Here is a 16,902-nt window from a genome sequence, read left to right as displayed (position 1 = left end):
TTTGAGATTGTAAAATATGTTCACAGATATTAAATCCATAAGCGCATATTTATATTTTAAAGAGATTTTGAGACTCAGTTCCAAAACCTAGTGATTTTTAATTTTACGTTCATCACTATATTTTAGCATTGTGTCGATTTTGAAGTAAATTTATATTTATACTGACTGGCAGGGCATTTCATGTTTAATTTCAAACTCAGCAAAACGATGCGTGATGTACAATGGTCTTTTATCAGTCTTGCTACCTCTTCTTTATCTCATCTGCTTTTAAGGATTGTTCTTGGGAGGGAGCTGGGACCTTCAGGACTTGGTGTTTACACTCTGGTTTTTACGATATACATATTTGGGATGCAGTTTGCTGCATTCGGCATAGGGTCTGCTTTAACTAAATATGTGGCCGAATTCAATGATAATCTGGCAAAAACGAAAGAGTACATTTCATCAGGAATGATCGGTTCTTTGATCACCGGATCTGTAATGGGTGTTGTTCTTTACCTGCTGTCAAATATTATTTCCATAAGTATTTTCAATATACCGGAAATGGTTTCTCTATTAAAGGTCACAGCCCTTTGTTTCCCATTTATAGCTATAAATAAAGCAGTTTTAGGAACTTTGAATGGCTTTCGTAGAATGAAAGCCTTTGCATTCATAGATGTAGCTCTAAACGTAATTATACTATTAGTATCGGTATTTTTAGTTATATTTCTGGATATGAAAGTCCTTGGAGCAGTTTTAGGGCTTGTGATACCCACAATTATCTTAGGTTTGATCTCTATTTTTTTCGTTCGTTCAAGCCTCATCTATCCCAACGGAACATTTTTGCAAAACAATATTTTAAGAGATGTATTACGTTTTGGTCTCTATGTTGTCCTTGGAAACTCAATCGGATATTTATACACTCACATAGATAGCTTAATGATCGGTTATTATCTAAACGAAGAAGATGTAGGTTTTTATGCAGTGGCAGCCATTTTTATCCAAGGAATAACGCTTATACCCAGTGCCATCCAGAGAGTGACCAGCCCCACAATTACAAAAGATCATGCAAAAAAAGAATATGGCTCTATAGTAAAATTACTTAAAAACGTCACTTTGAAGGTATTCTTACTTTCATCACTGTTCTCCTTATTTCTGGTTGTTTTTGGAAAAACACTGATCTTAACCATTTTTGACAATATGTTTTTACCTTCTTACTTACCTTTGATAATCTTGCTCATTGGATATACAATCTATTCCACATTTATGTCGATAGGTACCTTTTATTCAAGTATAGGATATGTAGAACTTTCCTACAAAATCGCCTTGTTTTCAGCTATTTTAAACATTGTATTTAATATAGCATTTATACCAAAATATGGAATAATTGGCGCCGCTATGGCAACTTCAACTTCATTAATTGTGTTGACATTGGTGCATTTTTTTATCATTAGGCATTTTGTGAAGGGGATATGGAAGTTGAAAATTTGATTCGGAACTTAAATTTAGTCTGATTTTTGATTTGTAGAGATTCTAAGATTTTGGAAATGATTCAATGAATAAGATTTAACTCAGATATGACTGAATATTTCAATATTCATTGAATCATAAATTTTATTGGTAGAGGTATCGTCCCGTAGCCTGATAAAATCTGATTTGTAATATCTCCCTATCTTAGCATAACTGGGAATTTCTTGATATAACAATTCATCAATAGTCAAAAGAACAATATAAAAATGGTTATCAAGTTCAACATTTACCTCTCTAATATTGGAAGAATTGTTAGAGTAACCAAAGTGATCAGGAAAATGCTTAAGAGAATCTTTAGCATCTTTTTCGCCAAATAAATCATGGAATCTATTTATTTGACTTAACGGTACACCAACAATTGCATTATCATCTTTTAGATTATAAAACCAATTCATTCCTTCTACTTCATTATATGTAAGAGCAGCATTTGTCCGATAAACTCGTGGAGAATCCAAACATCCAAAGAGACTGAACGTCCATATAGAGACAAGGATCAAACAGATTAAAGATATGCTGTAAATCGATTTTGAATTCCGCAAGAAAAGTACGTAAATGGATAAGGCAAAAAGTGGTATTTGCGCATATAGTATAAAGTTCAGATTCATAATTCTATCAGGTTGATGAGATATAAGCGGATTTACAAGCAAAACAAGCTGTACAAATAAAAAAATAATGTACAGAGTAACTAAATATGGATAGTTTATGAAAATATTATTCTTTAGTAGATTTCTATTATGATAAATAAATATGAATGAAGCCATAATAAAAATTGTAGGGAATATATATCTTCCGTAAAAAAGACTGAATAATTGAATATATTCCAAAAAACCAAAATTTACTTTAGTTAGTTTATCCGCAGTCTCGAAAAAAACAGGTTCTGTAACCTTATTAATAAAACTAATATAACTTATTCTAAGATCACCGACAAGTTTTTCATTATATACCAACCAGCTGAAGAACGAAACTGCTAAAATTAAAAAACTCACCGAATTTACTGATGGTATCTTTAAAATCTCTAGCTGAGTAATAGACAAAATTTTAGAAACTAAATGGAACAGAAATGTCACTATTAAGAAAAACACAATAAAAGGATGGGTATAAGATATTAGCAATGTCACCAGAACAAAAATCACTGAAAATGGAACATTATGCTTTTTACTATTAAAATAACAGTACATCACAAACAAATATAGTGGTATGAATGCAAAAAATAAAGCATGAGGTACGTTTAAGAAATTGTATATACCTAGATACAATATAAATGATGAAACTATTACCAACGATTTTATGCAAGGATAAGGAAGCATTTCTCTTGAAAAGAGATAAATACCCATAATAAAGATAAAAGAAAATAAAATGGGTATTATAAAAGATGTGAAATTAGTTTCCAAACCAGAAATAATGGATACAGAGGCTCCTATAATATGAGTGGCAGGATAAATGTCCCAATTTGCAAAATGACCTGAATTCGCAATTTGCAAGTACTCTCCAATATAAGACATGTCATCTGCACGACCCATCGAATAATACCCTAATTTGTAAGGTATAAGAAGTATTTCTAAATGATTAAGGCAAAGGATTGACACTCCGATTATCTTTTTCCCATTAAGAACAAGAAATGATGCTACAAAATAACAGAAAATAAATCCTAGATAAAAATCAAAGGGGAACGCCGAGTAAATATCTACGATATATCCGACAGGCTCAACAAACTTAAGTAGAAATGCGTTTCTTATCAATAAAATAAAACATACTGTTGATAATAACGAAAAAATCTGATTTTTATCAGCCATCATGACATCACACTGGTTTAAAGGTTATAATTAGTTGGACAGTGTTCATAGTAAAGGTTCACAATTTGTGAAGCTATATTATCCCAGCGGTATTGTTCTGCATAATTTGCAATTTTTCCTTCATCCCAATTTTTATTTAAAGCGGCCTCAATTTTTTCAGCCAGATCCTCGGCGTTCTCAGGCTCAGCAAGCAATCCATAATCATCAGACGCAATGACCTCTGGCACACCACCTACTTTAGTTCCTATGAATGGTTTTCTACAACCCAAACATTCAAACATCACAGTCGGATTTCCTTCATTTAAACTAGGTAAGACAAACACATCACAGGCATTCATCCATAATGGTATATCCCCATGAGGTTTGCTTCCAACTAGTGTTACATGATTCTCAAGCCCTAAATCATTTATTTGTTTTCGAATATTTGGTTCTAGTTTTCCGCCACCAACAATAACACATAAAATATCTTCCCTATGCTTTACAATTTCATTAATAGCTTCAATGAGATATTTATGACCCTTTACTTCGCTATAGAGGTTACCAACATTTAAGATTATTTTTTTGTTTTCCGGTAAATTTAATTTTTTCCTGCATTCAAAAGTTTCATATTGAAAAAAAGAAGAATTATTGAACCCATTGGGTATATGAAATATTTTATTTTTAGAAATTCCAACATCTTCAAAAAGAGATATATCTCTTTGCCTAACTCTGATAATAGCATCACACTTTTTCCATGTGTTGATAAATATTTTGTCCTTTTTGTCAATCGATCTATGAAATGTAGTTGAGGTATGCTCAGATATTATAATAGGTACATTAAAATACTTATTTAACTCAACTGCAACAGCACCGGAAGGCCATGTAAAATGTGCATGTATCAGATCAAAATGTATATTTTCTTTTTTTATCAATTTAAGCACAGAATTCATTTCCAGAGATACCCAGAAATTTCTCCCATAAAAATAAAACAGTGGCACATTCAAGTATTTAGGGAAATACACCTTAACATTATCAAATTCATAATCTTCATAACTTGTATTTCTGAATTTTTCCATTCCATAAGCTAATGGAGAAATTACATATACATTCTCAAAATAATTTTTAATATATTTAATCTGTTCTTTAACAAAAATATTCCCAACATATGTATTATTTTTATCTGGGAAATCACTGCTTATTACAAGCAAATTTTTGAGCTTCATTATTTCAACTCGTTAATAATATATTTGTATTTTCCAGCTGCAGTTTGATTGATCTTATCGACATATTTAAATTCAACATTCCATGCATTACTTTTTGTTTGTATGATTTCCCTAATCAAATTCAATTGATTTTCATCAAAGTTTTCTTCGGCAACGACATTTATGATAAGAGTATCTAATTTTTTTTGGGTAATTTGAAACTCTTTAATACCATTTATTTCCCAAAAAATGTGAGTGAAAAATCCTCCATAAATGTATTTACCTTCGGGAGTTTGTAAAATATCTTGTTGCCTCCCGATAATCTCTTTTAATAATTTGTGATTCCTACCGCAACTGCAAACATCGTCAACAATAGATCCAATATCTCCTGTATCATACCTTATAAATGGCATAGCAAAATTGTAAAGACTTGTTGCTAAAATAGTTCCCTTCCCTTCACCAATTTGAGAATTATTTTCATCTACAACTTCCATAATACTCCTTTCAGTATCTACGTGCAAATACTCATGTTCGGAACATTCAAACGCAGTAACCCCTCCATCATTCAATCCATAAGAATCATAAACATCACAGCCAAAGACAGTTTCAATTTTATTTTTTACATTTGGAAATAGTTTTTCAGCAGTGGTAATAATTCCTTGTGGAGAAGTTACAGATATATTGTTCTCGTCTAAGAAATTTGCAAGAAAGTATATGGACGAAGCATAGCCAGTCAGAATTTTAGGTTCAAAGGAGTTCATAATTTCTGCATATTTATTTAGATTTTCATAAGTCATGTCGAAAGAAGATAATTTTCGAATATTCCTTACTATTTCATGAAACTTTGTAACTAGTTTAGGAGTTGTCCCTACACCTAGAGAAGAACCGGCTAAGAAAACCATTTTATCTCCGAGCTCATACCCAGCATAACCCCAACCTCGATAAAGAATAACTCCCGACAAAAAACGATCATATTTAGATAATCTGTACTTAAATGGAGAACCAGTAGACCCACCCGTAGCTCTATCATAAAAATTCATACTTTTCAGGTTGACAGGTATAAAATCATTCCAATTTTCACGAATAATACTTTTGTTTAGAATTGGAAGTTTTTCTAAATCCTCAATTTTTTTGATGTCAGAAGGATGTAATTTCAAATTATCAAAAACCTTACGGTAATAAGGCACATTTCGATAAACAAAATTCATCATGTGTTTCAATTGTGTTTCTTGTTCTGTTTCTAGCTCTTTATATGTTTTATACTGATTAACAACCAATTTTTGGTATGTAGAATAAAATCTCCAGTCACAAACTTGATGTGCACATGTGAACAATTCTTTATTTAACATATTCACCCTTCTATACCGTAGGAATCAACAATTGAGGCAATATTTCGACCAGCATGTCCTTCACCATATACATTCCTATGGCAAATCAATGATGGTTTAAATTCTTCAATTGCCCTAACAATATCTATTGTACTTGAGCCCACCTAAATGTTCCAACCATCTTCAATAGTTTCTATCCATTCTGTATTTTCCCTGAGCGTAATACATGGAACTTGTAGAACATATGCCTCTTTCTGAACACCACCAGAATCTGTGAGAATCACCTTAGCGTGTGACATAAGTTTTATGAAATCAAAAAATCCAAGAGGCTCTATTAATGTAACAGAAGAATTTAGTCTATCATATAGACCATAATTCTTAAGTAATTTCTCAGTTCGCGGATGAACCGGGAAGATTATGTTGCTATCCAATTCTTGAAAGGCTTCAACAATATTCTGAAGATTACCTTTATTATCGGTATTACTTGCTCTGTGAATCGTGGCAACGAAATAATCTTTGCTTTCTATCTCAAGATCATTTAATATCGAAGATTTAGCTTCTGCAATTTCTTTATTGAAAAGAAGTGAATCAACCATCACATCTCCAGTCAAAAAGACGTTTTCAGTGATTCCTTCTCTCTTTAGATTATCAACCGCATTCTGAGTTGGACAAAATAAAATATCAGAGCAATGATCGGTTAAAATTCGATTTATTTCCTCAGGCATCGATCTATCAAAACTTCTTAGTCCCGACTCAACATGTGCACTTTTTACCCCAATTTTTGATGCCGCAAGAGCTCCTGCAAGTGTTGAGTTTGTATCCCCATAAGTAAGCACAAGATCGGGTTTCTCGCTGATGAGAATTTCTTCGATCCTTTTAAGCATTTCTCCAGTCTGAAAACCATGAGACCCCGACCCGACCTCAAGGTAGTAATTAGGTTCAGGGATACCAAGTTCCTCAAAAAAAACTTGATTCATTTCATAATCATAATGCTGACCCGTATGAATCAAAATTTCTTCATGTTTTTTTCTTAATTCTCTCGAAACTACGGAAGCTTTTACAAATTGAGGTCTGACACCTACTATGCTGGCAATTTTCATCACAAATCACTCTTTGATGGAACCAGGGCCCCCGTTTTTATGACATCTTTATAGTAGTCAGATGTCTGATTAAGGCTGTCAGGATAGTTTTCAATAAAAGAGACCAGAAATTGAGTAGCATCGATTTTGTCAGCCAGTAAGCGATCTCTTTTTTGCATCCATTCTTTTTTGAGTTCCGGTCTCTGGATGAGTTCGATAACTTTATTGATTGCTTTTCGAGAATCATTAAAACTGAAAATCAAACGATATTTTTTCTCCAGTTCAACAAAATTACCCATATCATGCTCTCCTGCAAAAGTATTGTATCTTATTGCAGGAGTACCCAATACCGCAGCTTCTGTAATAATTGTTTGGGTGTCAGCAATAATCATTTTGGCATAATATAGTACATCATGAATTCTATGCTTTGGAATTTTTATAACATACTTTTGTAAATCTTCTGGCAAATTAACTTCTGAAGAAATAAAAACTTTAGAATAATGTTCGATTTCTCTAACAAGCGTTCTTTTTTCGTCAATTGTGAAGCCTTTTATTCCTACATCATGAACTGCATCAAATGCATTGAAACGAAGCAAAACAAAATTAGAATCCTGAGAAATCTCCAACAATTCATAAATAGAGGAATCTGGTTTGAAATAATTAGCATGCAAATAGGCAAATTCTTTGTAAGTGTTTATTTTTATATGTTTGGGTCCCAGATCCATCTGAAAAGCAGAGGGGGTAATAATAGCCTTAACTATTGGCTTAAGTAGCATAAACTGGAAATTTGTGGGTTCCGAATCTGTAAATATTACACAGGGTTTTCTTAGAAGCAAAGAAGTATAAGTTGAATAAAGACCAATTCCAATCAGAAGATCCGGCTTTTGTAATCTCAAATACCTGAAAGCTGCGAGTACACTAAAGGGGAAATTAATAATCTTTCCATATTTAGAATCTGGGACGTCAGAATACATAAAGTACCTAAAACCGAGTTCTTCCAGCAGTTTTAGTGTATCACCGTAGTTTCTGGCAAGGACTAAAACAGTATGCCCTCGCCGCTCCAGCTCCCTTATGGTATACTTATGGAAATGGACATGTGCAGGTGTATTAATAAAAAACGCTATTTTCATCTTATCACTCGTTTAATGGTATAACTTCCCCTTCCTTTGAGAACTTCATATCCAGGAGTTTTTCTCTCAGCATTTCTGAAAATGCTGCAACTCCAAATAGGGAGATACCAAGTAGTATGTAAAATACTTTTAATGCAAAGAGAGCAAAGAATCCAGTGACGGTTAAAAAACTTCCCATCAAATAAATTACTCCAATAGGATTTAGCTTCACTACGTATTTGTTCCAGGATCTCCATATCAAGGCTTTTATGAAATAGAGGCTAGTTTTCACTATAAATCTTGAATAACGGATTTTTGATTTTTCGTCGGCATATCTTGCAGGGATTGGTACGTTTTTAACGCTAACATCGTGTACGTTTAATTTGACAAGCATATCATTTTCAAACGCGTAGCCCTTATATACTTCGTTCAAATTCAGTTTCTTTAATGCACGGCTTGAAATTGCAGTATAACCATTTTGAGGGTCATCTAAATTCCAGTAGCCGGAGGCAACCTTGTTTAAAAAGGTCAAAGTATAATTACCCAATGAGCGCCATGCACTCATTCCTCTACGATACTTGGAATTCAATAGTCTGTTTCCTTTTGTATATTCAGCTTTGCCATCTATGATTGGATCTAATAAATCAGGCAAATATTGAGGATCCATTTGATTGTCTCCAGCCATAACCGCAACGATATCAATGTGATCCTCAAGCGCTCTTTTATAACCTGCAGTAACTGCAGCCCCGACGCCTCCGTTTTTCTGCTGGATTAAAACAACCCGAGGGTCATCAAAATTTTTTATTTTTTCAGCAGTATCGTCCTTAGAACCATCATCAACTGCATAAATTTTATCTACATAGAGAGGGACTGATCCGAGAGTCTTTTCAATTAACTTACTTTCATTGTATGCGGGAATTGTTACCCCTATTGATTTTTTTCGATACATGATACCTCACCTTCTAGAGAAGTAAATTATGAAAATGCCGTATATTGTAACTAAACGTTTCCAAATTTACTTGCAAAGTTACCATTTGCTGTTCAAACATCGAGCTCTTATTTCAGTTTCAATTTTCGTAGGCATCTGACTAAAACTTAAATTTAAAAACAAAACTAAAGTTACTTAGCTTACTTGACTACTCCTGATATCGAATTTGTTAAAATTTCTGTAACCGTCACAAGCCTCTTTCGAAGAGAAAAAAACGTTTTGGAATTGCCATCTATAATAGGGGCGACTAGTATTGGAATTGCGGCGGAGTTGTGCTGACCGTCTGAATCCATGGTTAAGTTGTCAGAGTGATAACTGGTAAGGAGAACTATGCTGTCAATAGAGACTTCCTCTTTGGAGGCGGGGAAGACCACGGTAATGTTTTGAGGGGATGCGTCTCTTACATCTAAATTTTCCTCTTTTTTTGATATTGGGTGGGCGCTACTGCCCTTAAGCAATTCATTAATCATTTGAATAACCCCGAATAATAGATTTAAAGATTGAATGAAATTAAAGGGAATTGACGATATATAAAGTAAGTGGCGAATGTATAACGCAGATATAACTATTCAGGCACTAGAGGAGTAAAAAACAAAATATTATTTGTCTGAATCCTCCTGTATGTGTGTCTGAGTAGTTATTAAAGTTAATTATTATCCATGTTAGTTAATTTTTATCCGGAAAAGAAGATAATTGTCCATTGTAGCGGATAATTATCTATCAAGGCGGATAATTAAACGGTTTCTGTCTGTCTGAGCGCTCCTGCCATCGAATGTGCGATTATTCCCCTTAGAGTCATATATGCACCTGCAAGGGCAAGGAAGACCATAAGGAAGGTATGCTCGAAGTTGAGACTTGCGCTGCCGAGGAAGAAGGCTTCAAGGAACTTGAAACCCATATAGAAACCGCAGGTTGCCAGGGCAAAGCCAGGTACAGAGTAGAAGTACAGGGGTTTGTTGGCATCCACATCTTCGGTAATTGCTCGCAGGGCTCCCATGATGTACTTTGCCGGGTTTCGGGAATGGGCTTCGGGAATTGTGTGTGCCCCGATCTCTATTTCGGTTATGCGGATGCCTGACCTGCCTGCGTCGGCAAGCATTTCGTTTTCTATGGCTGTTTTTTTGCCGCTGAACCGGAAGATGCCTTTTGTAGAGGCTGCAAAGGCACGGAAGCCGCTCTGCATATCGGTTATTTTAAGGTTAAAATTCATTTTTACAGTAGTATCCTGCATGGTCTGGCCTGCGCGGCAGTAGACAGGGGAGTTTTTGCCCGGATAATTCAGGTAACGGCTGCCGTTTACCATCTCGGCATTTCCTTTGATGATAGGGGCAACGAGGTTCGGAATATCTGCAGGGTTGTGCTGCCCGTCCGAGTCCATTGTTACTATTATATCTGCGCCCAGGTCGGCTGCGGCTGTAAAGCCGGTTTTAATGGCTTCGGCTTTTCCTCTGTTGGCTCCGTGAGATACTACTTCGGCTCCTGCTTTCCTGGCGATGTCAGCTGTCAGGTCAGTGCTGCCGTCATCCACAACGATTACATTATCGGCATAGAGTTTTGTAAGAAGGACTATGCTTCCGATCGACACTTCTTCATTGTAGGCTGGAAGGATAGCGGTTATGTTTTGAGAGGATGTCTCCCTGAAACGCTGGTTCTCTTTATAGGTTGAGTACAATGTACTGTTGCCCATAAGCGGTTCGTTACTCATTTGTATGACCCCTTTGAAATTTATTACAAAGCAGATATCCAAAATAGATATCCGAAGTAGATATCCGGAATAGATGTCCAAAGTAAATATTCGAAGTAAATATTCGAAGTAGATATCCGAAGAGATATCCGAAGTAAGTATTTTAAGTAAACATTCGAATTATAAACAGTTGTAGCGGCTCAAAACCACTTAATGCCGGTAATGATATGGCTGTTCAAATTGACACAACTGTTTTAATTTCTAGTGCTGTTTTAATTGACTTAACTGCTTGAATTTGTAGTACTGTTTGAATCCCTAATATACTTTAATTTTTTAGATTGACATCTGAGATGCGAATATATAAATTTATTGACAGCCATACTGTAATATAATAATAAGTGAGTTATAATGGTATCAGTAGAGCCTTTATCTGCAGAAATATAACATTATACGATTGAGATACAAGCCTGCAAAAAACATCAGAAATATGAGAGTAAAAAATATAGATAATAAAAAATAGAAAATAGATCTATCAAAAACAATATCGTAAGAACATGAAAGTTCCGCACCCAGATACCGCAGACTCTCCAGCACCCGGGAAAAATCCTGAGGGAGATCTGAAACTTTAAAGTTTGATTTAACCATAACTGCCACTTGCCGCATATACAGAAAGAGAAAAATGGGAAATAAATAGATGAGATGAAATGGATAAGGTGGAATGGACAGGGCAAAATGGGCAAATTCTGGGAAAATAAGTTAAACATGTTTGGTCGGACTTCACGGGGTGAATGTATTTTAAAATTCAGTAAGTTGTATCAGAAAATGAGATCAGAAAATGAGATCAAAGAATCAGATCAAAGAATCAGATCAAAGAATCAGATCAAAGAATCAGATCAACGAACTAGATCAAAAGTTGGATCAAAAAATATACATATTAATAAAATAATAGAACTGTTGGGCTGAGTAAAAATTATCGGGGAGATAAGCATAGAAATATAGATAAGCTGGAAAAGCTCCCCCGGATGATAAATGCAGAAAACGAAAAAGAGCGAAAGAATAAAATGTATGAGAAAAAATAGTTACTCTCCCGAAAGAAACTGGATAAATATAATAATTTTTTTGAAATTATACGCCGGATGACCCGAATGACCGGAAAAAAAGTTCCTTCAGACCTCTTGACCGTTATTGGGCTTGTGATCCTTACAGATCTCTTTGTGCTTACGCCCGGATTAAGTGAAACTGTGCTCCGCAATATACTGGGCCTTCCCCTTGTGCTTTTTCTGCCAGGGTATGCCCTGATTGCTGCACTTTTCCCTGCAAAATCCGACCTTGACGGGATCGAAAGGACAGCCCTTTCCTTCGGGCTGAGCATCGCAGTCGTGCCCCTGATCGGCCTCGGCCTTAACTACACTCCCTGGGGAATAAGAATTCTGCCAATCCTGATAAGCCTGTCAATATTCACATTTGCAATGTGCGGGCTTGCATACCTGAGGCGGGCAAAACTTCCCGAAGCTGACGCCTTTGAGGTACCCTTCAGGCAAATGGCACTCGAGCTTAAAACCGAAATCCTGGAAAAACCTGAACCAGGGCTTGACAGGGCTCTTACAGTTATCCTGGTCCTGTCCATTCTTCTGTCTGTCACAACTCTTGCCTATGTAGTAATAACCCCGAAAGAAGGGGAACACTTCACAGAGTTCTATATCCTCGGGCCTGAAGGGATGGCTGACAATTACCCGACAAACTACACACCTGGAGAAAGCGGAAAAGTAATTGTCGGAGTCGTAAACCATGAGTACATGCCTGTAAACTACACACTGGAAGTAAGGCTTGAAAACAGATCTCTTTCCCTGCCCGAAGATATGCAGCAGATCACACTTTCCCATAACGAGACCTGGGAAGAACCTCTAACATTCACTCCTCCGACCGAAGGAAAGGACATGAAACTTGAGTTCCTGCTCTTCAACGAAACCGACAAAAATACGCCCTACAGGGACCTCCACCTCTGGATAAATGTTAACTCGACAGAGAGGTGAAGGGGAAATAAACTCAACATATAATTATGCCTGCAGGTTCAAAAGTCCCTGAGACTGCGAAAACGCGATTGAAGAAAAGTACAAAAGGCATCAAAAGTGTCCTGGCATGCCCAGGCTGGCAGTCTTAAGCATACGTGCAGGCGAGATTGCAGGAAAGAATGCAGAAAAGAATGCAGAAAAGATGCAGGAAGAAATATAGGAAACCTCCTAAGCTTTATCTGTCTTCATTCCAGAGTTCTCTATTAAATAAACTCAATCATCTGCTAAAGATTTCTAAGTCTGACAGGGATCTTTCTGATCTGATTGAGAAATCTCTGGATCTCACTAAAATATCTTAGGTCTAGCTAAAGCCTCTCAGGACCTAACTTCTTTCTATAAATCTTCTTGATTTTAGCCTCATAAAGATTTCAGCTCTCAGAAAAACTCATTCTGAAAGCCTTGATCCCGTAATAAGGTTGGCTGCAAAAAATATAGCCCGATTGTAAAAAGCACATGGCTCCTTCAGTGCTCTCTCAACATTCTCTCAACGTTCTCTAATGTTCTCTAATGTTCTCTCAACATTCTCTCAACGTTCTCTCAACGTTCTCTCAACATTCCCTCAACATTCTTTCAACATTCTCTAATGTTCTCTAATCTCTGATGTTCCCTAATGCTCTATAATGTCTTCTGATGTTCTCTCACTGTTTCCCCAATGTTCTCTAATATTCTCTCAAGGCTCTCATAAATAAGTTCTGTTCATCAATAGAGAATGGGCAGAGGTCATATGAGCGAAATAAATTTAATCGGAAATACATTTACTAAAATAAATTTTCCCTGCTCCTGCGGATTTGTGAACTTTTTTTGCTTTTAAGTTTCGGCATTGGCTCAGATAGGCTATAAGAGAATAATGGTAAAAGGCGAATAATGGTAAAAGGTCCACTCTTTCCAGCGGTCAGGAAGGTCACATAAATCAAAGTATTATTTAAAACAGCTGACTATCGACAAAACTTTATATGATATTTGCAATAAAAGCTTGTATAATATGAGAGCTGCATAGCATCCATGAGGTTTTATAATAAAAAACCAGTAAAAAACCTTTAATAAGAAATATAAAATAGATCTGAACCCGCCCCGATTTGAAGAGGAGCAATTTACGTGCAAAAATTAATTAATTCTCATAAAAGACAAAAAGAACTGAATTTTCTAATTATTGTTTCAGTTCTGTTTCTGGCTTTACTGGCGATTTCTCCAGAAGCCGCGTCAAGCAGCAACCTGGAGTTATCACCTTCTCCAGTAATGGGGCCCGTTTCAGAACAGATACATGCCGAAGCTCTGAAAGAAACAGGGGATTCCGGAGTTATTTTAACCTCAGATGAAGCCCCCGAGCCGCTCCGAAAAGTCGGACGGTATGTGGATATTGCCTATACAGTGGGAGGAATAGGGGCAGCAATTCTGATCCTTCTAGGATATTTGCACATAACTTCTGGAGAGCCGGGACTTGCAAAAGACCCCCTGAAAGATCTCCATTTGCCCAAAATATGGAAAACAGCCGGGTCTAAAGCGGCTGAAGCAGATCAAGTGTCTGAAGCACCTGTGACTAAAGTAGTTGAGGCAGCTGAGACTGAAGCAGCTGAAACTCAAGCAGCTGAAACTCAAGCAGCTGAGGTGTCTGAGGCAGCTGAGACGGCTGAAGCGTATAAAGAAACAAATCTTGAAAAAACCGAGATCAAAAAACTCAGGTTCCTTACTGCAATTCCTATCCTGAGCATAACTCTTGCAGAAATCCTGATCTTCTCGGACAGAATGGGCGCAGCTGTCTGGATACATATAGGCACCCTGATTGCTCTTTCCCTTTCCAATATATTAATGAAAGATCCTGAAGTCCATAAAATCCACCAGGCCATGATGCTGCTCCCGGTACTCAGGCTGATAAACCTTTCAATGCCTGTCTTTTATGAGACAACCCTTTATACCTTCGTTTTCATCTACGGCCCCCTGGCAATTCCCCTGGCAATTATAGTAGTGCACCAGAGGCACTCTCTTGAACAGATAGGAATTACCCTGAAGCACATAATACCTTACATGCTCCTCTCAATCCCGCTGGGTTTCGTACTTGGGCTCGGAGAGTATCTTACTATCAAAACAGGTTATCTGATCCCTGACCTCTCCTTTATGAACCTTCTCAAGCTCACCATTGTAATGGTTTTTTTCGTAGGGCTTGTCGAGGAGTTGATTTTCAGGTCAGTCCTGCAGACCAGGCTCGAAAATGCGCTCGGTGTGTGGGAAGCCATTATAATCACAAGTTTTCTGTTCGGGCTAATGCACTCAGGATACGGCACTTTTCAGGAAATCCTCTATACCGGCTTTGTAGGATTTATCATGGGTCTCGCCTTCTATAAAACAAGAAGCCTGCCCTTTATTGCTGTGCTCCACGGTTTTGTCAATGTTTTCCTTTTCGGGATCCTGCCTCACAGGTTGAGTATCTGGCCCGGTTTCTGAACCCGGAAAGAACTCATACAAAAGCTCTTTTTTAGAAAAAGTTTCCCAGATTATGGGATATCTCAGACCCTTTTTTAATTTCTGCTTCTGAAAAGACTTTGGAGGGCCAGGAAAGAAAACGGGAAATACGGCTTTAAGCAAAAACTGAAAAAAATGCCGTTTCTGGAAGAAAAAGGGGAAGTAAAAACTTTCCGGCCACAAAAGATGAAACGGAAAAAATGAACGGAAAAGAAAATTTTAAAAATCAGAGTTAAATAATCTCAGAAACCTTGAAGATGACAATCCCCATAAAGCTCAAAAGTAAAGGAATAATTGCCAGATTAAAAGAGCTGTTAAGATATTTATTCCAGTATTTGGATGCGGAAAGGACTTCCTTCAGGGAAAGGAGGGCGATCAACCCCACAACTACAGCGGCACCGTATTGAGGAAGTCCGGGACTAGTAATCATGGAAATTGCACTTGAAGAAATAGCGCTTGATGAAATTATGCTTAGCAACATATGGACACCCCTATAAACTTAAGGCATATACCCCGGGTATAAAAAATCACTGGTATAATTATAAACTACTTGTATAATGTTAGGTCATTGACATAATATCACAACATACTATAAAACCCTTTTTACCAATTACTAAATTTTGAGAGCAGGTAGGTTTCTATGTCAATCCGCCAAGCCGGCCAAGCACTTTTTAAAATTAAACAAGAGCAATATAATCATCGAGGCTATGAGGCATCTGTACTTAGAAGACGGAAATAAGCATCAAGGGAGATAAAGTACTGAATACTAAAAAACTGAATTTAATAAAAACCTGGCTTCAACAAACTGGATTAATTACAGAACTGATATAAAAAACAGACAATAATACTGTACAAAAATCCTGCTTTTAGCTCTGCAGACAGTTTTGAAAAAGTTTCCTTCGTCAGTCGATTTTTATTCATTGTCCCCTCATTATCAGTCTCCCCTCGTTTTTATCGGTTTTCATATCACATACATAACCGGAAAAAAGATAAAAAACCTCAGAGATTCGAAGGCTGGACATAGAGATAAGTACAAATAAATAAAAAAAAGAAAATGAATAGAAAGGAAAAGAAAAGAGAAAAGAAAGAGGAAAGAGAAAAGAAAAGCGAAAAGAAAGAAAAAGGAAAAAGGATTTCAGAGTATCTGAGTTAAATGATTTCCGCAACCTTAAAAACGACAATTGCACCAAAGCAGAAAAGCAAAGGCAGAATTGACATATTAAAGGAACTGTCAAGRGACCTGTTCCAGTGCTCGGAMGCCGAAAGRACCTCCTTTAAAGAAAGGAGGGAAATCAGCCCGACAACTACCGCRGCACCGTACTGAGGRAGCCCGGGACTMGTAACCATAGAAATTGCACTTGAGGAAATTGCACTCGATGAAATTATACTTAACAGCATAAAGATACCCCCGTAAGTGTAGAGTACACTCACTCAAAATATTATGTGACTAATAATAGAAGATGTGGACAAAATATAAAAAGATTTCCTTAAAAAGTATTAGTATGGAAAAATTAAATAAATTGATGGAAAAAACATAGAGAAGGGTAAGCTTATAGCCTCCAAACGTGGGTATGATGAGACATAATTTCAGATTACCGAAAAGGGAAGGGAGATAAACAACTAAGTATTTTTAGTTTTAATAAACAGAAGAAAATTAATATATTCAATCTTCTGATCAGTTTTATGTTTCCGTGAACTACCCCTT

Annotated in this window: 12 protein-coding genes; 3 read left to right on the top strand and 9 right to left on the bottom strand. The window is 36.4% G+C overall.

Annotation, left to right across the window (positions count from 1 at the left end; genetic code table 11):
- The first annotated feature begins 180 nt into the window (after positions 1 to 180).
- Positions 181 to 1,467 (top strand): flippase, encoded by a 1,287-nt coding sequence (locus FXV91_RS00505; protein ID WP_229387285.1) that lies wholly within the window; start codon positions 181 to 183, stop codon positions 1,465 to 1,467.
- A gap of 80 nt (positions 1,468 to 1,547) precedes the next feature.
- Here FXV91_RS00505 and FXV91_RS00500 read toward each other — a convergent pair whose 3' ends face one another.
- From FXV91_RS00500 to FXV91_RS00465, 8 genes are all read right to left on the bottom strand, one after another.
- Positions 1,548 to 3,026, bottom strand: a complete 1,479-nt coding sequence (locus tag FXV91_RS00500; RefSeq protein WP_229387283.1) for a hypothetical protein — start codon at positions 3,024 to 3,026, stop codon at positions 1,548 to 1,550.
- A gap of 290 nt (positions 3,027 to 3,316) precedes the next feature.
- A complete protein-coding gene (locus tag FXV91_RS00495; protein WP_229387281.1) occupies positions 3,317 to 4,501 on the bottom strand; it encodes a glycosyltransferase family 4 protein in 1,185 nt (394 codons plus the stop codon).
- Entirely contained in the window at positions 4,501 to 5,829 is a 1,329-nt protein-coding gene (locus tag FXV91_RS00490) for a phenylacetate--CoA ligase family protein (protein WP_229387279.1), read from the bottom strand. The genes FXV91_RS00495 and FXV91_RS00490 overlap by 1 nt, the downstream gene beginning before the upstream one ends.
- 143 nt (positions 5,830 to 5,972) lie before the next feature.
- On the bottom strand, positions 5,973 to 6,908 hold the full coding sequence (gene wecB, locus FXV91_RS00485; protein ID WP_229387277.1) for a UDP-N-acetylglucosamine 2-epimerase (non-hydrolyzing): 936 nt from the start codon (positions 6,906 to 6,908) through the stop codon (positions 5,973 to 5,975).
- A complete protein-coding gene (locus FXV91_RS00480; protein ID WP_229387275.1) occupies positions 6,908 to 8,017 on the bottom strand; it encodes a DUF354 domain-containing protein in 1,110 nt (369 codons plus the stop codon). Before FXV91_RS00480 ends, wecB begins: the two co-directional genes overlap by 1 nt.
- 4 nt (positions 8,018 to 8,021) lie before the next feature.
- Complete coding sequence (locus tag FXV91_RS00475; RefSeq protein WP_229387273.1) at positions 8,022 to 8,945, bottom strand: glycosyltransferase family 2 protein; 924 nt, start codon at positions 8,943 to 8,945, stop codon at positions 8,022 to 8,024.
- A 179-nt stretch (positions 8,946 to 9,124) separates the two neighbouring features.
- Positions 9,125 to 9,454 (bottom strand): hypothetical protein, encoded by a 330-nt coding sequence (locus FXV91_RS00470; protein WP_229387271.1) that lies wholly within the window; start codon positions 9,452 to 9,454, stop codon positions 9,125 to 9,127.
- Positions 9,455 to 9,717: 263 nt separating this feature from the next.
- On the bottom strand, positions 9,718 to 10,689 hold the full coding sequence (locus FXV91_RS00465; RefSeq protein WP_229387269.1) for a glycosyltransferase family 2 protein: 972 nt from the start codon (positions 10,687 to 10,689) through the stop codon (positions 9,718 to 9,720).
- A gap of 1,124 nt (positions 10,690 to 11,813) precedes the next feature.
- Here FXV91_RS00465 and FXV91_RS00460 point away from each other — a divergent pair.
- Both FXV91_RS00460 and FXV91_RS20130 read left to right on the top strand, forming a co-directional pair.
- Entirely contained in the window at positions 11,814 to 12,701 is an 888-nt protein-coding gene (locus tag FXV91_RS00460) for a DUF1616 domain-containing protein (RefSeq protein ID WP_229388544.1), read from the top strand.
- A gap of 1,134 nt (positions 12,702 to 13,835) precedes the next feature.
- Entirely contained in the window at positions 13,836 to 15,179 is a 1,344-nt protein-coding gene (locus tag FXV91_RS20130; protein WP_229387267.1) for a type II CAAX endopeptidase family protein, read from the top strand.
- A gap of 250 nt (positions 15,180 to 15,429) precedes the next feature.
- On the opposite strand, the gene FXV91_RS00450 is transcribed toward FXV91_RS20130, so the two are convergent.
- Entirely contained in the window at positions 15,430 to 15,678 is a 249-nt protein-coding gene (locus FXV91_RS00450; RefSeq protein WP_229387265.1) for a hypothetical protein, read from the bottom strand.
- Positions 15,679 to 16,902: the final 1,224 nt, after the last annotated feature.

Origin of the sequence: Methanosarcina sp. DH2 (genome assembly GCF_020804225.1) — an archaeon.
Lineage (GTDB): Archaea > Halobacteriota > Methanosarcinia > Methanosarcinales > Methanosarcinaceae > Methanosarcina.
This window is presented reverse-complemented; position numbering and strand designations above follow the sequence as displayed.